This window comes from Micromonospora sp. NPDC049903, from assembly GCF_044460945.1.
GTDB lineage: Bacteria > Actinomycetota > Actinomycetes > Mycobacteriales > Micromonosporaceae > Micromonospora.
This window is the reverse complement of sequence record NZ_JBITKL010000017.1, coordinates 39,722-62,528: the sequence shown is the minus strand read 5'-3', so window position 1 is coordinate 62,528 and position 22,807 is coordinate 39,722. Positions and strand designations below refer to the sequence as shown.

The following is a 22,807-nucleotide window of genomic DNA, read 5'->3' as shown; positions in this document are numbered from 1 at the left end:
ACGTGTACCAGAGCCTCTATCTCCACCGGTCGTCACCGGTGCACGCCCTCGATCCACGGGCCAAGCTGCTGGGCCTGCTCGCCCTGGCCGGGCTGCCGTTCGCCTTCAACGATCCCCGCTACGTGGCGGTGGTCGGGTTGCTCGTGCTGGGGCTCTCCGCCGTCGCCGGGTGCCTGGGCAACCTGCGCCGCTTCCGCAACGTGTACCTGCTGGTGTTCGTGGTGAACGTCGTCCTGTGGCAGTTCACCATCGACGGCACCACCACGCTGTTCACGATGGGTCCGGTCACCGTCACCCGGGAGGCGCTGCTGTACGGCATCGCCGCGGCGCTGCGCTTCGTCGTCGTGCTGATGGTCGGGACCCTCTTCGTCTCCTGCACCAGCACCGAGGACGTCACCGTCGGGCTGGTGCACCTGCGGCTGCCGTACACCGTGGCGTTCGTGGTCTCCACCACGCTGCGCCTGGTGCCGGCGTTCGTCACCGCGACCGGCACGGTGATCGAGGCGCAGACGGCGCGGGGCTTCGTGGCGGACAGCCGCAATCCGGTACGCCGGGTCCGCCAGCTCCTGCCCGTGGTGGTGCCGTTGATCGTCTATGCGCTGCGACACGGGTCGATGATGTCGCTGGCGATGGAGGCCCGGGGGTTCACCGTGCGGGGCAGCCGGACCAGCTACCGCACTCCGGTGATGACCGCTCGGGACGTCGCCGTGCTGGGCGGGCTGGCGATCATCCTGGTCGGTGCGATACACCTTCGACTGTCCGGTTACGGCGTGGTGCTGCCCGGACGGCTGTGACGCCGGGGCGGGACCGTGGTGCCGCCGTTCCGGCCGGGAGGGAGCACGATGACGCCTCGCCTGATCGCCACCGACGTGGACGGGACCCTGCTACGCCCGGACGAGACGGTCTCCGCCCGCACCGGTCGTACGCTCGCCGCCGTGGCCCGCTCGGGCACGCCGTTGGCCCTGGTCACCGGCCGTCCGCCGCGCTGGCTGCGTCCGGTGCTGGCCCAGACGGCGCACCGTGGGCCGGTGGTCTGCGCGAACGGGGCGATGCTCTACGACGTACCGACACAGCGGGTGTTGCGGTCGTACCCGATGGAGGTGGAGTGCCTGCGGGCGGTCGCCGAGAACATCCGGCGCATCCTGCCGGACGCGGCGTTCGCGGCCGAGTACGGTGACGCGTTCGTCCACGAGCCCGGGTACCGGCCCCGGTGGGACATCGATCTGCCCGAGGTGAGCATCGTGGACCTGACGGTGGTGCTCGCCCGCCCGGCGGTGAAGCTCCTGGTGCGCCACGCCGAACTCGGCGCGGACGCGATGTTCGCGCTGGTGCGGCCGGCGGTCGGGGACCTCGCGGTGGTGACCCACGGCTCGGGTGACGCTCGGATGGAGATCTCCGCGGTGGGCGTCACCAAGGCCACCGCGCTGGCCGCTCTCGCCGAGGAACTCGGCATCGACCGGTCCGAGGTGATCGCCTTCGGTGACATGCCGAACGACCTGCCGATGATGGAGTGGGCGGGGCGGTCGTACGCGGTCGCGAACGCGCATCCCGACGTGCGGGCGGTCGCCGACGAGGTGGTCGGGTCCAACAGCGAGGACGGGGTGGCCGGTGTGCTGGAGCGGTGGTGGCCGGCCGATCCGCCGCCGCAGACGGTCAGTGGTCCGCGTTCCCGGTCCGCCGCCGTAGCCGCGCCAACTCGGCGGGACTGAAGCCGGAGAGCCGGCGGGCGTCGGCGTTGATCGGGTGTTTGTACGGCGCCCCGGCGTCGTTCTCCTCCAGGAGTCGGTACACCCGCTCCTCGGCCTCCTGGACGGCCTCTTCGCTGCCCAGGAGATGCCGGAGCCAGCGGTTGCCGTTGGCCACGTGGGTCACCTCGTCGGCGGTGATGTACTCGAACACCATCGCGATGTGGTCCTCGCCGTCGGCCTTGAGCCGGCGGTGCACGTTCTCCGCGCTGTCCAGCGCCGCGCCCTCACCGATCCGCTGTTCGATGATGAGCCGTTCCGCGAGGTCGCGGCCGAGAGCGAACTTGTCCCACACCTCGTACTGCACCGGCTGGTCGCCGGGGCTCAGCCCGCACTCGTGGGCGCGCTGCATGAACAGCTCGAAGTGGCGGGCCTCGTCCCGGATCTGCTTGGCGAGGTCGTAGCGCAGGCCCCACGGCGCCTCGGGGTGGTGGGCCAGGACCGCCGCGCACACCTCGGTCGCGCACAGCTCGATGCGGTACGCCATGTCGTAGAGGATCGTGCCGTACCGGCCCGGTCCGTCCGGGGGCACCGCCCGCCCCTCGCGCAGGTCGGGTTCGCGTCCGGGCCGTGTCGGGATCACCGCAAGGGGTGGGCAGGGGGTGTCCGCGACGGGTTCGGTCGGCAGCCGGGACAGGACGTCCTGCCGCAGGGTGGGCTCGTAGGGCAGCACGTCGATGCGGTGCAACACGTCGGTGAGGCACGCGACGGTGGGCTCGTCGGCGGCGCTCAGCAGTCGGGAGCGGTGCGCGAACACCTGGTCCCGCAGGTCGGGGTAGCAGACACCCACCAGTGCCGTCCGTTGCCGCTCCGGGTCGGGTATCCGGGTCAGGCGGTTGAGCAGGCGTATCCGTGCGGTGTCCGGGGTGACGCCGTCGGAGGTGCTGGTGCGCAGGGTGACGATCCGCTCGTCGATGAGCTGCGCGCTCTGGGCCAGCGCCCAGATCTCCCGGGACAGCGCCAGTTTCTGCGCGGTGGCGGGAATCCGGACCAGGACGCTCGCGGCGAGCCCCATGGTCTGCTCCATGGCGTCCCGGATGGTCGCCAGGGCCCGCCGGTTCTGGGTGAGGTCGAGTCCCGGTGGCACGAACTCCGGATCCAAGCGGGAACCTCCCCGAGCGTCCGATCCTGCCGGTCCGGCCGTGGCGGCTACGCGACGCCGTGGGCCGTCCGCATCCCTCTGAGGGCGGATCCTACAGCGCTTCGCGGGGGCCGAGGCAAGAGCAAGATATCCACGGCGGTAACTGTCGTGCCGACTTCGGACTTCGTCTACCATCGATCTTTGTCGCGGCGTTTCGGGAGAGGATGTGACGAGGTGCTCACCGATGAGGAGCGCTTTCTGTTCGACCTGCGGGGTTTCGTGGTCCTCCGCGAGGTGCTCGGTCCGGAGCAACTGGGCGAGGTCAATCGGATCATCGACGGCCAGGAGCTTCCGCCGCCCGGTGACACGTTCGCCGATCAGATCTTCTCCGGCTTCCTGAGTTGGGGACCCGCCTTCACCGACCTGCTCGACCACGAGCGGGTCTTCCCGATCGTGACCACACTGCTGAACCGGCCCCGACTGGACCGCTACTACGGCATCCGGATGCGGGCCGGCACCACCGGCCTGCCCCTGCACGGCGGGGCGCTCGAGGCCGACGGCCAGTCGGAGTTCTACCACTTCCACCACGGCCGGATGGCCAACGGTGTGATCACGGTCAGCTGGGCGCTGACCGACATGCTGGCCGGTCAGGGCGGCTTCGTGTGCATCCCGGGCAGTCACAAGAGCAACCACCCGCTGCCGAAGTCCTGGGACTACCGGGCCGAGGCGGTGCACCACGTGCCGATGGCCGCCGGTGACGTGCTGGTCTTCAACGGGGCGATGGCGCACGGCACCCATCCCTGGCACGCCGATCACGAACGTCGGTCGGTGATGTTCAAGTACGCGCCGGGGCATCTCGCGTGGAGCAAGGTCTACCTGGATTGGGCGGCCGAGCTACGGCAGTCCCTGAGTCCCCGTCAGCAGGCGCTGCTGGAGCCGCCGTACTGCTTGCCGCACCACGAGGACCCCACCGACCGCTTCGTGCGCTGACCCTCCGCTGCCGGCGCGCCCGTCATCGACCCGACGGGCGCACCACCGTCGAGAGGAACGCGATGACCGCACTGCTGCTGTCAGGGCTCGGCCCGGCCTTCATGAACGAGGGGGTGCTGCGCGGCACGCTGTTCGACCCGGACAGCGTGGACCGCCTCCGCACCGACTACTACCCCGACCTGACCCTGGCCGACCTGGGGTTCGAACGCGACGGCCGCCGACACCCGTTGCTGCGTCCGGCGCGCGGACGGGGATCCAGCTCCCTGCGGATCGACGGGCTCGACGGGATCACCGCCGCGCCCGTGCCGCACCTGACCACGGCCACGTTGGAGTCCATCCTCGACGCCGCCGCCACGGACTACGAGGCGTTCGACCTGTCCGGGGTGTGGCAGGGCGACCGGGAGCCGGTCACCCCGTCGTCCCAGGTGCACGTGGTGCTCCTGTCCACCACCTTCATCTGGGACCACCGCTCGATGTCCCGGGCGATCCGGTGGGCCGCGGACCGCTACCCCGGGGTGCCGATCGTGCTGGGCGGCCAGTACAGCAACCTCAAGTACCTGAAGATCATGGCGGCCCACCCGGAGGTCACCTGCGTGGTACGCGGCGACGCGGAGGAGGCGTTGCCGCTGCTGCTGCGGGCCGTCGCGGGCGGCGGCGACTGGCGCGACGTGCCGAACCTGGTGGTACGCACCGACGACGGTCGCATCGCGCACACCGACTTCCGGTACGTGGACATCGAGGTCCACCCCTCGCCCACCATGCGGGGGCGCCGCCCGATCGTGCCGTACGAGTCGATGCGCGGGTGCCCCTTCAGCTGCAAGTTCTGCTCGTTCCCGGCCGCCTCGCCGAAGTGGCGGTACAAGTCGGCGAAGAAGATCGCCACCGACTGGGCCGGATACGCCGAGGTCAACGGAGCCCGGCACATCAGGGCGTCCGACTCCACCTTCACCGTGCCACCGACCCGACTGCGGGAACTGTTCGACCTGCTGCCGGAGGTGGGCATCGGGTGGGAGGCGTTCGCCCGGGCCAACGCCATCCGGGACGCGGAGACGGTCGACCGGCTGCTCACCGCGCACTGCCGGTGGTTGTCGATCGGTTTCGAGTCGATGAGCGACCGGACGCTGACGCTGATGAAGAAGCAGGTGACCGCCGCCGCCAACCGCCGCGCCTTCCAGTTGCTGTCCCGCAGCGACCTGGGCTACCGCTGCTCGTTCATCCTCGGCTATCCCGGGGAGACGCCGGAAGACTTCGGCGAGACGGCCACGTTCCTGCGGGACGAGTACGCCGGTCACTTCACGCTGAGCATCTTCTCGCTCCAGGACGAGACGATGCCGGTCTGGGAGGACGCCGAGCAGCTCGGCATCGAGGTCGACGACCCGGAGGCGCCGGACTACTCCTGGCGGCACCACGGCATGGACATCCACCAGGCCCGGCAGTTGTGGCGGCAGACGCTGGAGGAGGTGCGGTGGGGCAGCGACACGGCGGTCCACCTGCTCTGGCAGAAGGACTACGAGACGCCGCTGATCCCCTGGCGTGACGCCCGGACCAACTTCCGGCTGGAGAAGCTGGTGGAGCGCCTGGCCATGCTGCCCACGGCCGAGCCGGACCCGCGTCGGGCCCGGCCGAGGATCGCGCGGATCCTCGACGAGTTGGCACGGGAAGGGGTGTCGGCGCACCCGGCCCCGGTGGCGCGCCCGGCCGGGTGAACCGGTCGCGGTACGCGCCAGCCGGGACCGGTCAGATCGCGTACCCGAGTGACCGGAGCTGGGCGCGGATGTCGACGGTGGCGGGCACCGGCTCCGGGGTGCTCCGGGCCAGCGTGTAGGCGTCCAGTAGTGCTCGCAGGTCGCGGTCGTTGGCGGTGGGATCGACGTGTGGCACCAGGTCGTCGTCGAACCGTTCGACCCAGGCCGTCTGGACCTCGTCGATGCCGGCGTAGGACTTGCGGTACCTGCGGGGAACTCGAACGAGACGGTGCCGGCCCTGATAGGCGGCCTGCCCGACCAGGACGTGGCGCAGCGGGCCCTGGGCCTCGCCGGCCCGCTGCCGTTCCTGGAAGGCGATGAACTCGCCGAGGTCGGAGGTGTACGCCTCGGCGAGGGCCTCCGCGTCGGGAGGCGGGCCACCGGTCCCCCGGGCCGCGTCGGCCAGGCTTCGCCCGTCCAGGGCGTCGTCCGGGTCCGGGCGCAGACCGGCGAGGTCGAGCACGGTGGGCACGATGTCCACGGTGCGGATCCGGTGCCGGTGCAGGCCGGCGGCGACGCCGTCACCGACCAGGACGACGGGCACCCGCAGCACCGCCTCGGCCATCGAGTTGAAGTGCCCGTTGGTGTGCTCGTCGAACTCCTCGCCGTGGTCGCTGAAGACGACCAGCAGCATGCGTCGACCGGCGGCGGCGACCCGGCGGGTGAGTCGGTCGAGGAAGGGTTCCAGCCGGGTGGTCAGGAAGTGCGCGACACCGTCCAGGTAGAGCTGCATCAGCAGGTCGTACGCGCCGGTCTCGTAGAGGTGGCCGGCGGCCCGCTTGTAGCGGAACAGCAGCTCGGCGTCCTCCGGGTCGCGGTGGCTCTCCACGAGCCGGTCGACGAACGCCGGCTTCTCCGCCGGCAGCATCGCCTCCAGTTCGTCGACCTTGTCGCGGAATGCCTGGCCGCCGAAGCGGAGGTTGTGGAAGCCGTAGGGAATGTGCACGCCGCCGAAGTGGGCCAACGCGACGCAGCCCTCGGAGGCGGCGACGGCGTCGACGAAGGCGTCGTCGTCCTCGTCGAGATAGACGTCGACGTCCCCGGTGAAGCCGAGTTCGGGGCCGAGGATGATCGGGAAGTCGACCTTCATGATGGTCTGTTTGCCGGCCCGCCTGCCGTGGGTGAAGATCGACGGTGCCCGCAGCCGGCCGTTGTAGAACTCGTGCAGGCCGTTGTGCAGGGGGTAGCGGCCGGTGAGCAGCGCGCCGTGCGCGGCGGCGGTGTAGGGGGCCGCGGTGATCGTGTTCGGGAAGAACGCGCCCCGGCCGACGAGGTCGTCGAGGACGGCGGTGGGTGGTGCCGCCAGGTCCGGGAAGCGTCGACGCCAGAGGTTCAGCGGGTTGGCGGCGATCGCGTCGCCGCGCAGCGTGTCGATCGAGACGAAGACGATGTGGTCGTACGGCTGCTCGCCCACGGTGCTCCGATCCTTCGGTCCGGCGTGCCGGGACTGGTCGACGGCATCGATAGATTCCACTATTATCATGCCGATGATCTCGATCTACAACGGTCGGCGACACCGACGTCGAGGACGTTGATGCGCGTCCTGGTGACCGGAGCGGCCGGTTTCATCGGCAGCCATCTGGTGGAGCGGCTGCTCGCGCGCGGCGACGAGGTACGCGGCGTCGACTGCCTCACCTCCGGCTATCCGCCCACGGCGAAACTGGCCAACCTGGCCGCGGTCCGCCACCACCCCCGTTTCGAGCTGACGACCGTCGACCTCGCCGGTACGCCGGCCGCTCCCCTGCTGGACGGGGTGGAGGTGGTCTTCCACCTGGCCGGTCAGCCCGGTGTGCGGACCTCCTGGGGCAACGGGTTCGGCGACTACGTGACGCACAACGTGCTCGTCACCCAGCGGGTGCTGGAAGCCGCCGCCGCGACCGACCCGGCCCCCCGCGTCGTGATGGCCTCCAGTTCCTCGGTGTACGGCGAGGGGCACCGATGGCCGACGCCGGAGGACGCACCGGCACGGCCGGTCAGCCCGTACGGCGTCACCAAGCTCGCCGCGGAGCACCTGTGCCGGGTCTACGCCGACCTGCGCCGGGTCCCCACCGTGGTGCTGCGGTACTTCACCGTCTACGGGCCCCGGCAACGACCGGACATGGCCTTGCACCGGATGTTCGACGCCCTGGCCACGGGCCGGGAGTTCCCGGTCTACGGCAGCGGCGGGCAACTGCGCGACTTCACCTACGTCGACGACGTGGTGGCCGCCACGCTGGCCGCCGGGACGCGTCCGGTGCCGCCCGGCAGCGTGCTGAACGTGGCCGGCGGGTCGGCACGGTCCCTGACCGACCTGATCGCGCTCGTCGAGGAGGTGACCGGCCGGTCCGTACCGGTGCGCGACGGCGGGGCGCCCCCGGGCGACGTGTCCCGCACCGGCGGGTGCATCGACCGGGCACGGGAGCTGTTGGGCTGGACGCCCCGGGTCGGGCTGCGCGACGGGGTGCGGGCCCAGGCGGAATGGCACCTGCGTGCCGACTGAGCCGACCGGCGTCATCGCCGACCTGCACGGGCACTCCCGGCTCTCGGACGGCTGGAACCGTCCCGCCGAGCTGGTCACCGTGCAGGCCCGCGCCGGTGTCGAGCTGGTGTCGCTGACCGACCACGACACGCTGACCGGCACCGCCGCCGCAGCGGCCCGGGCCGCCGAGCTCGGTCTGTCCTACGTGGTCGGTGTGGAGATCACGGCGGCTCCGGTGCGGCACGACAACCACCTGTTGGCGCACGGCGTACGCGCTGACGACCCCGACCTGGCCGCGTTGCTGGCCACCAACCGGCGGATCTGGCGACGGGACGCGTTGGCCGCCCGCGCGGCGCTGCGCGAGGCCGGGTTGACGGTGCCGGACAGCGCCGCGTACGACGACAGCGCCGCCCTCGTCATGCCGCACAGTGTGGCGCGTGACGTGATCCGGACCGGCCGGGCGACCCACCCGCAGGTCTGGCAGGTCATCGACGACGCGCTGGCGCGACAGCCTCCCGAGGCGTACGCGGGGATGCCGGAGCCGGTGGAGATCGCCGAGGTGGTGCACCACGCGGGCGGACTGCTGGTGTGGGCGCACCCGGGACGGTCCCGCAGCCCGGAGCGGATGCGGGCGGTGCTGCCGCTGCTCGACGCGATCGAGGTGCACACTCCCCGGCACGACAGCCACGCCACGGCCGAGTGGGCCGCGCTCTGCGCCGAGACCGGCATTCCCGCCTGCACCGGGCGCGACCACCACGGCTATCCGAGGTACCAGCCGCCGCCGGTGCCGTTGGACGCGCGCTACCTGCAACGGTTGGCGGACCGGATCGTCCGGCCGGACGGTCCGGTCCCGCCGGCGCGGTCAGCCGCTGGTGTCGACGGTCGACCCGACCAGGGTGGACCGGCGTAGCTTGCCGGTGTCCGTGTGCGGAATCGCCTCCCGAAACTCGTAGGTCAGCGGCATCTTCGCGGTGGAGAGCAGTAGCTGGCAGTGCCGTCGCAGGTCCGCCTTCGCCGGTGGTGCGGCGGCGACCGCCGGGACCACCACGGCGTGCACGGCCTGCCCGAGTACGGCGTGCGGACGGGCGGCGACGGCCACGTCCGCGACACCGGGATGTTGACGCAGTACCTCCTCCACCTCGGCCGGATAGACCTTCACCCCGCCGACGTTGATCATTTCCGCGCGCCGACCGACGATGTGCAGGTAGCCCTCCTCGTCGAGGAAGCCGGCGTCACCGAGGCTCATGAAGCCGTCGCGCTCGGGCAGGGCCGGCCCGTCGCCGAGATAGCTGGGCTGCCGGGTGAAGCGGGAGCGTAGGAAGACCTCCCCCACCTCGCCCGCCGCCGCGACGCCACCGTCCTCGCGGTAAACCCGTACCTCGCAGTCCACCGGTCGCCCGACGCTGCCCGGGTGCCGCAACCACTCGTCGCCCCGGATCCACAGCGCACCTATGCGCTCCTGACTGGAGTAGCCCTCGTAGAGGGTCTCCGGCGCAAACACCTCCATCCAGGCGCGCTTGAGCTCCGGCGGGGCGCCCGCCGAACTCTGGTGCACGCAGGTCACCGAGGAGACGTCGACCTCGCGCAGTGCCGGCACAGCCAGCAGCCGACGCATCAGGCTGGGCACGATGATGAAGTAGTTGACCCGGAATCGCTCGATCAGTTCGGGGATCCGGGCCGGCACCACCTGCGGCACCAGCACCACCGTGTGGCCGAGCGCCAGGCCGTGGTAGAGCTTGGTGAACCCCGCGTGGTGCAGCGGGATCATGGCGAGCTGGACCTGCCCGACGTCCAGGCCCACCGCCCGGTCCCCGGCCGACGGGAAGTCCTCGGCGGCGTACACCCAGTCGGGTCGGCGCAGGATGATCCGGGGACGTCCGGTGCTGCCGCCGGTGGCGTGTGCGGAGCGTGGGGTGCCGGCGGGGAACGCCGCGGGGTCGACCTGCGGTGCCGTCCACAGCTCCGCCGCCGGGACGGTGGTCACCGCGTCGTGCGGTGCGGTGGCCACGACCACGGCCGGGTGAGCGGTGTCGAGCAGGACGGCGAACTCCCGTTCGGTCGACTCGGGGTCCAGCGGTAGTACGGTGGCGCTCAGCTTCCAGGCGGCCAGGGTGGCCACCACATGCTCCAGGCCCATCGGCAGGCGTACCGCGACGAGCACGCCGGGGCCCACTCCGGCGGCTGCCAGTCGACCGGCCGCCGCGTCGCTGGTCCGGTCCAGGTCGCCCCAGGTCAGCGAAGGGGTCCCGACGGCGTCCGGCACGGTGACCGCCGTTCGCTCGGGATGCCGGGCGGCCAGCTCCCTGATCCGGTCGCCGATGCGGATCGTCGGGGCCGTCGTTGACAGCTTCTCGGAATGGATCATAGGGTCAATCATATCGAGATCTGTCTTTCGCAAAGACCTCCGAGCCCGGTCCGGGCCGAGCCGCCCACGGCCCTGCGGCCGGTCCGCCTCGATGTCAGGGAGTCCTGAATGCGGGTGCAGGAAGCGATCGCCGCCTCGGTCCACCGGCTCGGGGTTCGGCACGTCTTCGGCCTGATGGGCCGGGGCAACATGGGCTTCCTGCTCGACATGGTGCACCGGCACGGGATCGGCTACATCGGTGCGCGGCACGAGACGAACGCGGTCACCATGGCCGACGCGTACGCGCGCAGCACCGGTCGGCTCGGTGTCGCGACGGTCAGTGTCGGTCCGGCCTTCAGCAACGCGCTGACCGGGATCCTGGAGAGCGCACGGGGCCAGACGCCGCTGTTGCTGTTCGCCGGGGACACCGTCACCACGCACGGGGACTACGGGCAGTTCCTGGCTCAGGCGCCGCTGCTCGACGCGGCCGGGGTCGCCCACCGTCGGCTCGACGCGCCGCACCGGATCGGCCCGGAGATCGCCGAGGCGGCCCGGCGTGCCGTGCACGAGCGTCGGCCGGTGGTGTTGACGGTGCCGCTGGACGTGCAACGCCAGCCGGTCGAGACGTTGGTCGAACCGGTCGGGCCGCCCGAGCCGGCACCGCACCCGCTCCCGGACGCCGCCGCCCTGGACGCCGCGGTGGAGGTGATCCGGCGTAGCCGTCGACCGGTGCTGGTCGCGGGCCGTGGCGCGCTCGCGCCGCAGGCCCGGGCGGCGCTGATCGAGCTGGCCGAGCGGGCCGGCGCGGTGCTCGGCACGACCCTGCACGCCGACGGGCTGTTCGCCGGTGAGCCGTGGAACGTGGGACTGCTCGGCGCGCACTGCACCGCGTACGCCGCCGAGCTGAGTGCGACGGCGGACACGATCATCGCGTTCGGCACCGGGCTGGACCGGTACACCACCCGGGGCGGGCACCTCTTCCCGCAGGTGCGGGAGATCGTGCACTGCGAGCTGGATCCCCGGCGTAGCGCCTCGGCTCCGGTCACCGTCCGGCTGACCGGGGACACCACTGCCACCGCCCGATCCCTCGCCGCCGAACTGCGGCGCGGCGGACACCGGGCCACCGGGTTCCGGACCGGCCCGTGGGACCCGCCGCCGCCGTCCCCGGCACCCGCGACCGGCGCGCCGGCACCCGGCTTCGTCGACCTCACCGAGTTGCTGTCCACACTGGACGCCTGGCTGCCGGCGCACCGCTCGGTGGTGCAGGAGAGCAGCCACGCGGCCGGGAACGCGGTGGGTCACCTGCGGGTGGCCGCGCCCCGGGCACGGGTCAGCACGTTCGACTTCGAGTCGATCGGGTTGGGTCTGGCGACCGCCGTCGGCACCGCCGTGGGCCGTCCCGACGCCCCCACGGTCGCCGCCGTCGGTGACGGCGGCGCGCTGATGGCCCTCGGCGAGCTGGAGACGGCGGTCCGCCACCGGTTGCCGATCCTGCTGCTGGTGCTCAACGACAGCGCCTACGGCGCGGAGGCACGGGAGTTGGAGATGCGCGGCCTGCCCATCACCGACGCGCTCTTCCCGACCACCGACTTCGCCGCCGTCGGCCGGGCGTTGGGGGCGGCCGGGACGGTGGTCCGGGACGTCTCCGACCTGGTGGCGATCCGGGACTGGATCGCCCGCCCGGAGGGGCCGTACGTCCTGGACTGCCGGCTCGACCCGACCCTGGTCTCCGGCTGGTTCCAGCTCGCCATCGCCTCGCCCGACGGTTACCTGCGCAAGCCCCGGTGGCAGCCATGACGAGACGACGGCCGGCACCGGTCGGGCAGGAGGGACGAGACACATGATCGTCATCATCGGAGCCGGACCGGCCGGTCTGTCAGCGGCCTATCACCTCGGCGACGAGGAGTACACCGTCCTGGAGTCGGAGGACGAGCCGGGTGGCCTCTGTCGCTCCTTCGACCTGGGGGGCGCCACCTTCGACCTCGGTGGGCACGCCTTCTTCACCAAGCACGACTACGTCCGGGACCTGGTCGAGCAACTCTGCGAGCCGGGGGTGTTCGCGCAGCCCCGCGAGGCGTGGGTGCACAGCCACGACACCTTCGTCCGGTACCCCTTCCAGAGCCACCTGCACGGGCTACCGTCGGAGGTGGTGGAGGAGTGCCTGGTGGGCCTCTACGAGGCCGCCCGTCGGCAACCGCTCGCCGCGCCACCGGCGAACCTACGGGAGTGGATCGAGCTGACCTTCGGGCCCGGTATCGCGGCCCGCTTCCTGCTGCCCTACAACGAGAAGCTGTGGGCCTTTCCGCTGACGGACATCGCGCCGGGCTGGACCAGCAACCGGGTGGTCACTCCGGACGTGGCGGCGATCGTCGGCGGGGCGCTGCGCCCGGACCGCTTCTCCGACTTCCCGAACGCCGTCGTGCGGTATCCCGCCACCGGCGGCTTCGCCAACCTCTACCAGGGCTTCCTGCGTACGGTCGGCGACCGGATCCGGCGGCATGACGTCGTGGAGGTCCGCCCCGGGGAGTCGACGGTACGGGTCGAGGGTGGCGCCACGATCGGCTACGACCACCTCGTCTCCACCATGCCGCTGGACGAGTTGGTGCGGCGTACCGACGGTCTCGACGACTGCTGCCGGGACGCCGCGAACGAACTGCGCCACAACAGCCTCTATCTGGTGAACCTGGTCTTCGACCGGCCGGCCATGACCGAGATGCAGCGGGTGTACTGCGCCGATCCCGACATCCCGTTCCACAAGCTGGTGCTCAACTCGAACTCCAACCCCGAGCTGCGCGCACGCTCGTGCTTCGGCATCCAGGCCGAGGTGAGCTTCTCCGCGCACAAACGGGTCGACCCGGAGGGCCTGTCGGAGCGGGTGCTTGCCGCGCTACGGCGGATCGGCATCGCCGGGGCCGACGACCAGGTCAGCGCCGCGAGTGTGGTCACCGTGCCTCGGGCGTACCCGGTGCAGACGTCGGCGACCGTCGAGGCGCGCGCGCATCTGCTGGCGGAGTTCCAGCAGCGTCGGATCCACTGTGCGGGCCGGTTCGGCGAGTGGCTCTATATCAACTCGGACGACGCGGTGCTGCGCGGCCGGGCCCGGGCCGAGGAGATCCTGGCGCACCGGGCCGGCAGCTCAGTCGACTGACTCCGCCGGGGGCAGCCCCAGCACCGCGGTCATCCACGGCAGCGCGACCTGGAGTTGGCGCAGCTGGAACTCGCGGACCAGCGGCAGCTTCGGCAGGAACGGCAGACCGGCCCGGCTGGCGAAGAAGCCGGTGACCAGGGTGACCACCCTCGGGTCGGGTTCGGTGAGCACCTCTGCGGGCTGCGGCCCGCCTTCCAGGGTGAGACTGGGCAGCCAGAATGCGAGGTCGAACTGCGGATTGCCGAGGGCGGCATGATTCCAGTCGAACAGCACCGGTTGGCTGCCGCGAAAACAGAGGTTGTCACTGCGGACGTCGAGGTGGGTGACCGAGTCGCCGTCCATGCCGGTGAAGTCGGCGGCGTCGAGAATGGTGGGCAGGCACTTGTCCAGCCACTGCGGGGAACAGACCCGCAACGCCAGGAACTGCGCCGGGTCGCGGGCGATCTCGGGCCAGCCGCCCTGGCCGTACTGGGTGTGCGAGGCGGGGACCAGACCGTCGATGGCGGGGCGGGCCGCCAGGTCACCGAGCGTGTCCCGGACCGCCCGGAGCTGCTCGGGAGACCAGGGCGGCGGCCAGGTCGAGTCGGAGAGGTCCTCCAGCACGAGTACGGGCAGCTCACCGTCGTCGTACCAGCCGAGCAGCTCCGGCATGAACGGCGCGTGCAACTGCCGGTAGACGGCGTGCTCGCGGCGCAGCCAGATCGCGCCGGGCTCGTCGTCGGCGTGTTTGACGAAGACGGTGCGGCCGTCGTCGAGCCGGGCGAGCCACCGTCGGTTGTTGGAATATCCACGCCGGACGCGGACCGCATCCACCACCCGTTGCCCGGTCGCGTGGGCGATCCGTTCCGCCTCGTCGATCGCGATCACCGCGTCCGCCTGCATCGAGTCACGATAACAGAGGGCGTGATCAACCAATTCACGCCGGTCACCCACGACCGGGAACGACGATCAATGGGTATTGCCCGCTCGACGGCCACCCCATATCGTCTGGCAATGCTGACTCGACCGGGCCGATCCGCTGTCACGACGGATGTTCACGGCCGGGTCGACGCGCGGTGATCAGGGCGGAGGGGCTCTCCAAGACGTTCCGGCGGTACGAGCGCGAGCCGGGCGTGCTGGGCAGTCTACGGACCCTGTTCAGCCGGCGTCACACCACCGTGACCGCGGTGGACGAGGTCTCCTTCGAGGTGTCAGCCGGAACCCGGGTGGCGTACCTCGGGGCGAACGGTGCCGGCAAGTCCACCACGGTCAAGCTGCTGACCGGCGTGACGACCCCGACCAGCGGGCGGTGCACGGTCGACGGGATCGAGCCGTACCGCGAGCGGGTCCGCAACAGCGGCAACATCGGTGTCGTGTTCGGCCATCGCAGCCAACTGTGGTGGGACCTGTCGGTGCCGGACTCCTTCCGGATCCTCAAGCACATCTACGACATCGACGAGGCCGCCTACCGGCGCAACCTGTCGCTGTTCCGGGACGTGCTCGACATCGATGCGCTGGGCAACACCCCGATCCGGGAGCTCAGCCTCGGTCAGCGGATGCGCGCGGAGATCGCCGCCAGCCTGCTGCACACCCCCGCCGTGGTCTTCTGGGACGAACCCACGATCGGTCTGGACCTGGTGCTCAAGGAGGCCGTCCGGGCCCTGGCCAACCAGATCAACCGGGAACACGGCACGACGATCTTCCTCACCAGCCACGACATCAGTGACATCTCCGCCATCTGCGACCAGGTACTGGTGGTCGACCAGGGCCGGATCGTGCACCAGGGCACGCTCGCGGCGCTGCTGCGGACGGCCCGCCATCGGGCGGTGCACTTCGACCACCGGGGAGACGAGTCGCCGGGACAGGTGGCGGCCCGGATCGAGGAGGCGCTGACCGGCACCAGCGTCTCCATCGACGACCAGCGGCGGGTGACGATCAGCTTTCCCGTCGACCGGCTCACCGCCCGGGAGGTACTCACCTGGGTGCTGCACCGCTTCGACGTGACCGACTGTTTCGCGCCGGAGCCGGACCTGCAGACGGTGCTGCGGGAGATCTACGGTGGTCGCCAGCCGGCGCGGAGCACGGCTGAATGACGGTCGGCGTCCCCTCCCTGCGTCTGCGCCGCTACCTGCCGTTCGCGGTGAGCGGCCTGCAGGCGACCCTGCAGTACCGTGCGAGCTTCTTCGTCAGCCTCGCCACCACGGCGACCAGCACCGCCGTGGTGGTCTTCCTGTGGCGTGCGGTCTACGCGTCCAGCCCCGACACGGGCCCCGGCGGCTTCGGGATCGAGGGCATCACCACCTATCTGATCGCCGCCCAGGTGCTCGGTGTGCTGCACGCCAACCAGGTCGACAGCGAGATCGGGCAGGACATCCTACGCGGTGACATCGCCGTCGCGCTGATCCGTCCGGTCAGCTACCCAGTGATGCGGATCTTCACCGCCCTGCCGGTGCTGATCACGAATCTGCTGATGGTGGGCCTGCCCACGTTGTTGATCTTTGCGGTGCTCTTCCCCCTACAGTCCCCGGCCCCGGTGGACCTGCTGCTGTTCCTGGCTGCGGTGCCGTCCTCGGTGGTCATCGCGTTCAGCCTCAACATGCTGGTCGGGCTCTGCGGCATCGTCACCACCAACATCTGGGGCATCCGCATCGTCAAGGAGAGCGTCGTGGTGTTCTTCGCCGGTCAGCTCGTACCACTCGACCTGATGCCGGCACCGCTGGCCGCCGTCGCCTCGGTCCTGCCCTTCCAGTCCATGGTGTACGCGCCGGTCCGCCTGCTCACCGGCCGGTACGACGGCGCGCCCGACGCGGCGGCCATCCTGGCCGGGCAGGTGGGCTGGGCGGTGCTGCTCGCCGGCGCGTGCGCGCTGCTGTGGCGGGTGTTCGTCCGACGCGTACAGGTGCTCGGCGGATGACCCGCCCCGGTCGCGCGCCGCGCCGTTCCCCGCTGCGCTACGCGCGGCTGACCTGGTTCCTCGGCGGGGTCAGCCTCCGGCGACTGGTGGCGTACCGCACCGACTTCCTGCTCGGCGGCGTCGGTTTCCTGCTCCGGGTCGGCGTCCAGGTCCTGCTGATCGGCAGCATCTTCCAGTTGGTGCCCACGGTCGGCGGTTGGTCCCTGGACAGGGTGCTGTTCCTGCTCGGCTTCGCGCTGCTGCCGCGCGGGCTCGACCGGCTCTTCACCGACTACCTGTGGGTGGTCGCCTGGCAGCTGATCCGCAGTGGCGACTTCTACCGGCACCTCATCCGGCCGGTGAACCCGCTGTTCAGCGTCCTGTCGGAGCGCTTCTTCTGGCCCGACGCGCTCGGTGAGCTGCTGGTCGGGTTCGCGCTGCTCGGGTACGCGGGCCGGCGGCTGGGCCTGGACGTCGACGCCGAGATGGTCCTGGTCGGTGCCGGTCTGGTCGTCTGCGGCACGCTGATCTACACCGGGATCAAGCTCGTCTTCGCCTCGATCGCCTTCTGGACGATCACCAGCCAACCCGCGATGCACGCCGCCAACCAGCTCTCCGAGTTCGCCGCGTTCCCGCTGGAGATCTACCCGGGCGTGCTGCGGTCCGTGCTGACGTGGGTGCTGCCGTTCGCGTTCACCGCGTACATCCCGGTGGAGTTCCTGCTCGGCGGCGACGGCCGGTTGGTGTGGCTCACCCCGCTGGTGGCGGCGGGCGCGCTGGGCGTCGGTTACGGCATCTGGAGCATGGGCATCCACCGGTACGAGATGACCGGTAGCTGAGAGGAGAGGCAACGGCATGAGAAGACAGCTACCGCTCGGTGAGCCGCTGGCGCGGGGCTACCAGTTCTATGCCTTCCCGTTGGCGATCCTGGCCACCGAGGCACGGGCCCGGGACTGGATCCTGAGCAACTACATCCACGTCGCCTTCGACCCCAAGGCGCCGGACTCACCGGTGCCGTTCGGCTTCTATCTCTATGACCACGCGATCAGTCCGTGGCTGGAGGTGGTCCGGACCAGCCGCGAGTGGGTCGCCTGCGTCGGCGGGGACATCGTCGCGCTCTGCCGCGACTCCATCGGCGCCGGCTACTACCCCTATCTCAACCTGGACGAGCACCACCTGCCCGGCCGGGCGCCCTACCAGCAGTGGCACCAGACCCACGACGTGCTGCTCAGCGGCGTCGACGACGACGAGGGCACCTTCACCGTCTACGGCTACACGGCCAACGGGTCGCTGCGGACCACCACGGTCGGGCAGGACGACGTCGCCCGCGCGTACGCGAGCCTGGACGAGGTGGAGAACGACTGCTTCCAGGTCTACTTCTACCGGTTACGACCGGACGCCAGCTATCGGATGCGGCTGCACGTGGTGGGCGGCGCGTTCGAGGAGTACCTGTCCGGCGCCAATCCGAGCAGCCGGGTCGACATGCTCCAGGAGGAGTGGGACCGGGCGTACGGTGTCGACTCCTACGCGCCGATCCGGGGATATCTGCGCGACTACCTCACCGGCGATGCGGCGTACGACATCCGGTACCTGCACGTGTTGTGGGAGCACAAGCGGCTGATGACGGAGCGGTTCGTCCGCCTGGCCGAACTCGCCCCGGCACTGGCCCCGCTGGTGGACGACTGCCGTGCGATGCAGACCGACGCGGTGGCGTTGCGCAACGGGATGCTGTGGCACGAGCAGAAGGGACGGTCCTCCCGGTTCGACGAGGAGGCCATGCCGCGCCTGGAGCGGATCTTCGACACCGAGGTGCGGGTGCTGCGGCAGGCCGTCGAGGAAATCCGGCGCCATCGGACGCGGCAGTCGGACACGGATCACCGGCACAGCCGCGAGGGCATGCCGGCGGGAGCGAGAGGGGGTGACAGGGCGTGAGCATGGACGCGGTGTGCACGGTGGTCCTGCGGATGCCGGCGCTGCGGCCGGACGACCACCTCCGGTTGCGGATCGTCGGCGGCGACACGCAGGACTTCCGGTACGACGAGCCGTCCGGAGAATGGACGACCACGCTCGATCCGGCGGCGCATCCCGACGGCGTCGACGTCGTCGTCGTTCTCGGCGGTGACCCCCAGCTCGACGGGCCGCTGCACCTGACCGCCGCCGACCTGACCGCCCCGACCTGCCGCCTCGACGGGCGGGTCCACTTCGCACGGCACCACGACATCCTCGTCGGCGAGACGCACGTCGCCCGGCACTTCTTCCCCGGCGACCCGGACTCCGACCAGCGCTACGACGTCATCGTCGTCGGCTCCGGCGCCGGCGGCGGCACCCTGGCGTACCAACTCGCCGAGACGTCGTGGCGGGGCGGCCGACCACCGCGCGTCCTGCTGTTGGAGGCCGGCAGCTATCTGTTCGGTACGCACACCGGCAACCTGGCCCGGTACCAACCGGTCGGTCCCGACGTGTACCCCAACATCTTTCACCACTGGGGTGCCTTCGGGCGACGCCGCTGGCGGGCTGCCGACGCCGAGAGCGCCAGGGCGCGGATCGCCCAGGGCTTCAACCTCGGCGGCCGGACCCTCTTCTGGGGAGCCTCGGCACCCCGGATGCACCGCTGGGAGTTCCGCGACTGGCCGGAGACGGTCCGCGACGAGCTGTGCGACGTCTGGTACGACCGCGCGGAGCAACTGACCCGCGTCACTCCCCTGGTCCCGTCGTCCTACCAGACGATGGTCAAGGCGAGGCTGCGGGAGTTGCCCGCGTTGGCCGAGTTCCGGCACTTCGATCCGCCGATGGCGATCGAGTACTACGGCCCGGTCCCCGGGGCGGTGCCTGCGGGTATCTGGTCGGCGGCCGAACTGCTGCTCAGCCGGGCCATGCAGGACGATCGCTTCGGCAACCTGCGGGTCCACCTGAACCACGAGGTGGTCGGGGTCGAGCGGGCGGCGGGCGAGGTCACCGGCGTGGTCGCGTACGACCACCTGACCGGCCGGGACCGCACCTACCGACTGGCCGACGACGGCGTGGTGGTGCTGGCCGCCGGCACGGTCGGCACTGCCGCCGTCGCGCAGTCGTCCGGCCTCGCCGAGGACAATCCGCTGGTCGGGCGCGGCATCACCGACCACCCGATCCACGTGGTCAAGTTCTGGGTGCGGCAGGGCGGGGACTGGTACAGCCGCTTCGACTCCAGCAAGACCGTCTCCCGGCAACTCACCGACGTCACCGACACCGACCCCGCGCATCCGTACAGCGTCACGCTGGACCTGGGTGCGAACCTCAACCAGTTCCGCTTCGTCAACGCCCTGGAGTTCACCAGCGCGAACCTGGCCACCGTCGACGGGAAGATGCCGGGCGAGCTGGTGTTCATGGTCGAGGCGCCGCTGGTCGAGCAGAACGCCGTCACCCGGACCGAGACCCGGCCGGACGGCGTGAAGCCCGCCGCGCTGCCCACCATCCGCATCCATCCCAGCCCGCGCGCCCACCAGGTCCAGGACACCCTCGACAAGATCACCGCCGACGTCGTGTCCGCCTTCGGCGGCGAGGTGTACGAGCAGCTCTGGGCTCCGCTCGGCGGCGTATCGCACGAGGTCGGCACCATGCGGATGGGTCGCGGCACACCGGGCCGGGAGCGGCCGGGGGTGGTCGACGAGGACCTGCGTGTCGTCGGCCACCGCAACCTGTACGTCTGCGACCTGTCCGTCTTTCCCAACTCACCGGCGGCCAACCCGACGCTGACGTTGGCGGCGCTGGCCCTGCGCCTCGCCGCCCACCTCAGCACCTGACGGCACCCCGCGGGAAAGGCTTACTGCTCCGGGGCCGAGGTCACGACCTCGCGTAGCCCGTGCAAAAGCCGGTCGATGTGCTCGGCGGTCGTGCCGATGCCGATACTGGCCCGGATCGCGTACCCGTCGGTCGGACGGCCGAGCCGCTCGGCCGCGCCGGCCAGCAGCTTCCGGGTGAGCGGGTGGGCGCAGAACAAGCCGTCGCGTACGCCGATCCCGTGCTCGGCGGAGAGCCGGTGGGTGATGTCGGTCGCCTGCCGGTCGGCGACGGTGAAGCTGACGATGCCGACCCGGTCGTGGTCGGCGTCGAACGTGCGCAGCTCCGCCACCTGGGGCAGGGCGCCGAGCCCGTCGCGCAGCCGGGTCAGCAGCTCCTGCTCGTGGCGGGCGAGTACGTCCGGCGCGGCGGCGGAGATCGTGGCGCATGCGGCGGCGAGCGCCACCGCGCCCAGCAGGTTCGGTGTGCCGGCCTCGTGGCGAGCCGGGCCGGTCTGCCACTGCACCTCGGCGGGCTCGTCGCCGACGTGTCTGGTGGCTCCGCCACCGGACAGGTACGGGTCGGCGGCGTCGAGCCAGTCGGCGCGGCCGGCGAGGACTCCCGCGCCGAACGGCGCGTACAGCTTGTGCCCGGACAGCGCCAGGTAGTCGATGTCGGCGTCGGCCATGGAGACCGCGCGGTGCGGGGCCAACTGGGCGGCGTCGACGACGATCCGCGCGCCGTGCCGATGCGCGATCTCCGCGATCTCGGCTATCGGCCAGACCTCTCCGGTGACGTTGGACGCGCCGGTGACCGCCACCAGCACCGGCCGCCCGCTGCCCAGGTCGGCCAGTGCACGGGTCAGCTCGGACGTCACCTCGGGCAGGTCGGTGGGCACCGGCAGTCGGTGCACGTTCGGCCAGGCGAGGAGGTTCGCGTGGTGTTCGCCGGCCCAGTGACCACGGTGGTGTGCGGTGGCAGGGCCCGGGCGAGCAGGTTCATCGCGTCGGTGGTGTTCCGGGTGAAGATCACGTGGTCGTCCGGCCGGATGTCGAGGAAGTCCGCGACGGTCTGGCGGGACTGCTCGTATGCCAGCGTGCATCGGCGCGAGGCGGCGCCGGCGCCCCGGTGCACGCTGGCGTACCAGGGCAACAGTTCGGTGACCGCGGCGGCGACCGCGGTGAGGCAGGGTGCGGTGGCGGCGTAGTCGAGGTTGGCGTACGCGACGGTGGTGCCGTCGGAGAGCCGGACGGGAAGGTCGTCGCCGAGCACGGCAGGAGCGATCGTGGGCACACTGGTCCTTCGTGACGGTGGACCCGTGTGGGTCCGCGCTTGCCGCCGGCGATCGCCGACGGCCTGGTCCTCACCCGGAGGCACCCCACCGCGGATGTACGAGGGTTGCCGGTCAGCAGGCCGGGGCCTTGACGCTGACACTCATGACCGCTGCCGATGCTGCCACACCGGCGAGCGCCTCCGCCAGAGCGCTTCGCGCACCCGGCACGTCCCTGTTCGTACGACACCGGACGGTCCACTGAGTCGTCCCTCCCGGCGCGGTGTGGCAGGTGTGCGGGAGGGACCGGATAGCCTGCCTGCGGTGTCCGGCGACCGCGTGACCGGAGGAGTCGATGCTTCGATGACGGCAGAGCGGCCGGTGCCGACCCAGGAGGACGTGCTCGGGTACTTCGACACGCTGTCGAACTGGGGTCGGTGGGGCGACGACGACGAACTCGGCACGCTCAACCACATCATCGACGACGTCCGGTTGGCGGCGGCGCGGGCCGTACGCCACGGCCGGAGCGTGTCGTGCGCGTGGGAGGTCGCCGTGCCGGGAGAGATGGAGCGGTCGACGACGGCGTGCCCGTGCGCCGCCGACATGCCGGGTGCCGAGAACATGCCGCCCGCCTTCCACGCCGACCGGCGCTGGGGCTTCTCGTCCGAGCGGCTCAGCCTCTCGTTCCACGGCAACACCGTCACCCACCTCGACTCGCCGTGTCACATCTTCTGGGACGGCGTGATGTACAACGGGCGGTCGCACGCGTTGGTGGACGCCGCGACGGGGTCGGCGTGGGCGGCCGTCACGGCGGCGGCGAACGGGATCGTCACCCGTGGTGTCCTGCTCGACGTGGCGAGGGCCCGGGACGTGCCATCGTGGGAGCCGGGGCAGGTCGTGTTCCCCGAGGATCTCGAGGAGGCCGAGCGCCGGCAGGGCGTACGGGTGGGGTCCGGCGACGCGGTGCTGTTGCGGACCGGCCGTGGCCGGGTCCGCCACGAGGGCGGTACGGCCGGCGGTGTCACCCAGGCCGGCTGGCACGCGTCCTGCCTGCCGTGGCTGCACGAGCGCCAGGTCGCACTGATCGGCGCGGACACTCCGCAGGATGTCCAGCCGTCGGGATACGACGACGTCTTGATGCCGGTGCACGCCGTGAGCCTCGTCGCGATGGGTCTGTGGTTGCTCGACAACTGCGACCTGGAGGCGTGCGCGACGACCGCCGCCGACCTCGGTCAGTGGGACTTCCAGCTCGCCGTCGCGCCGATCCGCCTGGCCGGGACGTCCGGCAGCCCGGTCAACCCGATCGCCACGTTCTGACCGCAGCGGGCCTGGCCTCGACCGGCTCGTGTGCGGGTCGCGGCACGGGACAAGACGCGAATCCGACGCGGTGTCCGCACG

The 22,807-nt window shown here is 71.2% G+C and carries 18 protein-coding genes, 1 pseudogene and 1 riboswitch; of the genes and pseudogenes, 14 read left to right on the top strand and 5 right to left on the bottom strand.

What is annotated here, in order from left to right:
• Positions 1 to 2: 2 nt before the first annotated feature.
• A complete protein-coding gene (locus ACIBO1_RS23080) occupies positions 3 to 794 on the top strand; it encodes an energy-coupling factor transporter transmembrane component T family protein (protein ID WP_396749854.1) in 792 nt (263 codons plus the stop codon).
• A gap of 48 nt (positions 795 to 842) precedes the next feature.
• Complete coding sequence (locus tag ACIBO1_RS23075; protein ID WP_396749852.1) at positions 843 to 1,709, top strand: HAD family hydrolase; 867 nt, start codon at positions 843 to 845, stop codon at positions 1,707 to 1,709.
• On the opposite strand, the gene ACIBO1_RS23070 is transcribed toward ACIBO1_RS23075, so the two are convergent.
• Positions 1,654 to 2,847: a DUF455 family protein gene (locus ACIBO1_RS23070; protein WP_396749850.1), complete on the bottom strand. Its 1,194-nt coding sequence runs from the start codon at positions 2,845 to 2,847 to the stop codon at positions 1,654 to 1,656. The two genes, ACIBO1_RS23075 and ACIBO1_RS23070, sit on opposite strands and share 56 nt — an antisense overlap.
• A gap of 213 nt (positions 2,848 to 3,060) precedes the next feature.
• Between ACIBO1_RS23070 and ACIBO1_RS23065 the strand changes: the two genes are divergently transcribed.
• Both ACIBO1_RS23065 and ACIBO1_RS23060 read left to right on the top strand, forming a co-directional pair.
• Entirely contained in the window at positions 3,061 to 3,816 is a 756-nt protein-coding gene (locus tag ACIBO1_RS23065) for a phytanoyl-CoA dioxygenase family protein (protein WP_396749849.1), read from the top strand.
• A 62-nt stretch (positions 3,817 to 3,878) separates the two neighbouring features.
• Positions 3,879 to 5,522 (top strand): B12-binding domain-containing radical SAM protein, encoded by a 1,644-nt coding sequence (locus ACIBO1_RS23060; protein WP_396749847.1) that lies wholly within the window; start codon positions 3,879 to 3,881, stop codon positions 5,520 to 5,522.
• 31 nt (positions 5,523 to 5,553) lie between these two features.
• On the opposite strand, the gene ACIBO1_RS23055 is transcribed toward ACIBO1_RS23060, so the two are convergent.
• Positions 5,554 to 6,975, bottom strand: coding sequence for a sulfatase-like hydrolase/transferase (locus tag ACIBO1_RS23055; RefSeq protein ID WP_396749845.1), 1,422 nt, complete (start codon positions 6,973 to 6,975; stop codon positions 5,554 to 5,556).
• 120 nt (positions 6,976 to 7,095) lie between these two features.
• Between ACIBO1_RS23055 and ACIBO1_RS23050 the strand changes: the two genes are divergently transcribed.
• Entirely contained in the window at positions 7,096 to 8,040 is a 945-nt protein-coding gene (locus ACIBO1_RS23050; RefSeq protein ID WP_396749843.1) for an NAD-dependent epimerase/dehydratase family protein, read from the top strand.
• The gene (locus ACIBO1_RS23045; RefSeq protein WP_396749841.1) at positions 8,030 to 8,929 is read left to right on the top strand and encodes a PHP domain-containing protein; all 900 of its coding nucleotides are present in this window, start codon (positions 8,030 to 8,032) and stop codon (positions 8,927 to 8,929) included. The genes ACIBO1_RS23050 and ACIBO1_RS23045 overlap by 11 nt, the downstream gene beginning before the upstream one ends.
• Here the strand turns inward: ACIBO1_RS23045 and ACIBO1_RS23040 are convergent.
• Entirely contained in the window at positions 8,882 to 10,384 is a 1,503-nt protein-coding gene (locus ACIBO1_RS23040; protein ID WP_396749839.1) for a class I adenylate-forming enzyme family protein, read from the bottom strand. The genes ACIBO1_RS23045 and ACIBO1_RS23040 overlap by 48 nt on opposite strands.
• Positions 10,385 to 10,492: 108 nt before the next feature.
• Here ACIBO1_RS23040 and ACIBO1_RS23035 point away from each other — a divergent pair, with 108 nt between their 5' ends.
• Positions 10,493 to 12,160 carry a thiamine pyrophosphate-binding protein gene (locus ACIBO1_RS23035; RefSeq protein ID WP_396749837.1) on the top strand — a complete coding sequence of 556 codons (1,668 nt, stop codon included), beginning with the start codon at positions 10,493 to 10,495 and terminating at the stop codon, positions 12,158 to 12,160.
• Between the two features lie 43 nt (positions 12,161 to 12,203).
• A complete protein-coding gene (locus ACIBO1_RS23030) occupies positions 12,204 to 13,511 on the top strand; it encodes a protoporphyrinogen/coproporphyrinogen oxidase (protein ID WP_396749835.1) in 1,308 nt (435 codons plus the stop codon).
• Here the strand turns inward: ACIBO1_RS23030 and ACIBO1_RS23025 are convergent.
• Positions 13,500 to 14,393 carry an aminoglycoside phosphotransferase family protein gene (locus ACIBO1_RS23025; RefSeq protein ID WP_396749833.1) on the bottom strand — a complete coding sequence of 298 codons (894 nt, stop codon included), beginning with the start codon at positions 14,391 to 14,393 and terminating at the stop codon, positions 13,500 to 13,502. The genes ACIBO1_RS23030 and ACIBO1_RS23025 overlap by 12 nt on opposite strands.
• A 173-nt stretch (positions 14,394 to 14,566) precedes the next feature.
• Between ACIBO1_RS23025 and ACIBO1_RS23020 the strand changes: the two genes are divergently transcribed.
• From ACIBO1_RS23020 to ACIBO1_RS23000, 5 genes are read left to right on the top strand one after another with little or no spacing between them, the layout of a single operon-like run.
• Complete coding sequence (locus ACIBO1_RS23020) at positions 14,567 to 15,583, top strand: ATP-binding cassette domain-containing protein (protein ID WP_396749831.1); 1,017 nt, start codon at positions 14,567 to 14,569, stop codon at positions 15,581 to 15,583.
• Entirely contained in the window at positions 15,580 to 16,404 is an 825-nt protein-coding gene (locus tag ACIBO1_RS23015) for an ABC transporter permease (protein WP_396749829.1), read from the top strand. The genes ACIBO1_RS23020 and ACIBO1_RS23015 overlap by 4 nt, the downstream gene beginning before the upstream one ends.
• On the top strand, positions 16,401 to 17,222 hold the full coding sequence (locus tag ACIBO1_RS23010; protein ID WP_396749827.1) for an ABC transporter permease: 822 nt from the start codon (positions 16,401 to 16,403) through the stop codon (positions 17,220 to 17,222). The genes ACIBO1_RS23015 and ACIBO1_RS23010 overlap by 4 nt, the downstream gene beginning before the upstream one ends.
• 16 nt (positions 17,223 to 17,238) lie before the next feature.
• The gene (locus tag ACIBO1_RS23005; RefSeq protein ID WP_396749825.1) at positions 17,239 to 18,315 is read left to right on the top strand and encodes a hypothetical protein; all 1,077 of its coding nucleotides are present in this window, start codon (positions 17,239 to 17,241) and stop codon (positions 18,313 to 18,315) included.
• Positions 18,316 to 18,317: 2 nt separating this feature from the next.
• A complete protein-coding gene (locus ACIBO1_RS23000) occupies positions 18,318 to 20,162 on the top strand; it encodes a GMC oxidoreductase (RefSeq protein WP_396749959.1) in 1,845 nt (614 codons plus the stop codon).
• 20 nt (positions 20,163 to 20,182) lie between these two features.
• Here the strand turns inward: ACIBO1_RS23000 and ACIBO1_RS22995 are convergent.
• Positions 20,183 to 21,411 (bottom strand): annotated as a pseudogene (locus ACIBO1_RS22995) (aminotransferase class V-fold PLP-dependent enzyme).
• Between the two features lie 51 nt (positions 21,412 to 21,462).
• Positions 21,463 to 21,581: riboswitch (SAM riboswitch) on the bottom strand.
• A gap of 191 nt (positions 21,582 to 21,772) precedes the next feature.
• On the opposite strand from ACIBO1_RS22995, the gene ACIBO1_RS22990 reads away from it, so the two are divergent.
• Positions 21,773 to 22,726, top strand: a complete 954-nt coding sequence (locus tag ACIBO1_RS22990; protein ID WP_396749823.1) for a cyclase family protein — start codon at positions 21,773 to 21,775, stop codon at positions 22,724 to 22,726.
• The last annotated feature ends 81 nt before the right edge of the window (positions 22,727 to 22,807 follow it).

What these genes read in the sequence shown, in the direction of transcription:
- ACIBO1_RS23075 (WP_396749852.1), top strand. Translation starts at nt 843, where the DNA reads ATGACGCCTCGCCTGATCGCCACCGACGTGGACGGGACCCTGCTACGC.
- ACIBO1_RS23060 (WP_396749847.1), top strand. Translation starts at nt 3,879, where the DNA reads ATGACCGCACTGCTGCTGTCAGGGCTCGGCCCGGCCTTCATGAACGAG.
- ACIBO1_RS23050 (WP_396749843.1), top strand. Translation starts at nt 7,096, where the DNA reads ATGCGCGTCCTGGTGACCGGAGCGGCCGGTTTCATCGGCAGCCATCTG.
- ACIBO1_RS23040 (WP_396749839.1), bottom strand. Translation starts at nt 10,384, where the DNA reads ATGATCCATTCCGAGAAGCTGTCAACGACGGCCCCGACGATCCGCATC.
- ACIBO1_RS23035 (WP_396749837.1), top strand. Translation starts at nt 10,493, where the DNA reads ATGCGGGTGCAGGAAGCGATCGCCGCCTCGGTCCACCGGCTCGGGGTT.
- ACIBO1_RS23030 (WP_396749835.1), top strand. Translation starts at nt 12,204, where the DNA reads ATGATCGTCATCATCGGAGCCGGACCGGCCGGTCTGTCAGCGGCCTAT.
- ACIBO1_RS23025 (WP_396749833.1), bottom strand. Translation starts at nt 14,393, where the DNA reads ATGCAGGCGGACGCGGTGATCGCGATCGACGAGGCGGAACGGATCGCC.
- ACIBO1_RS23015 (WP_396749829.1), top strand. Translation starts at nt 15,580, where the DNA reads ATGACGGTCGGCGTCCCCTCCCTGCGTCTGCGCCGCTACCTGCCGTTC.
- ACIBO1_RS23010 (WP_396749827.1), top strand. Translation starts at nt 16,401, where the DNA reads ATGACCCGCCCCGGTCGCGCGCCGCGCCGTTCCCCGCTGCGCTACGCG.
- ACIBO1_RS23005 (WP_396749825.1), top strand. Translation starts at nt 17,239, where the DNA reads ATGAGAAGACAGCTACCGCTCGGTGAGCCGCTGGCGCGGGGCTACCAG.
- ACIBO1_RS23000 (WP_396749959.1), top strand. Translation starts at nt 18,318, where the DNA reads ATGGACGCGGTGTGCACGGTGGTCCTGCGGATGCCGGCGCTGCGGCCG.
- ACIBO1_RS22990 (WP_396749823.1), top strand. Translation starts at nt 21,773, where the DNA reads ATGACGGCAGAGCGGCCGGTGCCGACCCAGGAGGACGTGCTCGGGTAC.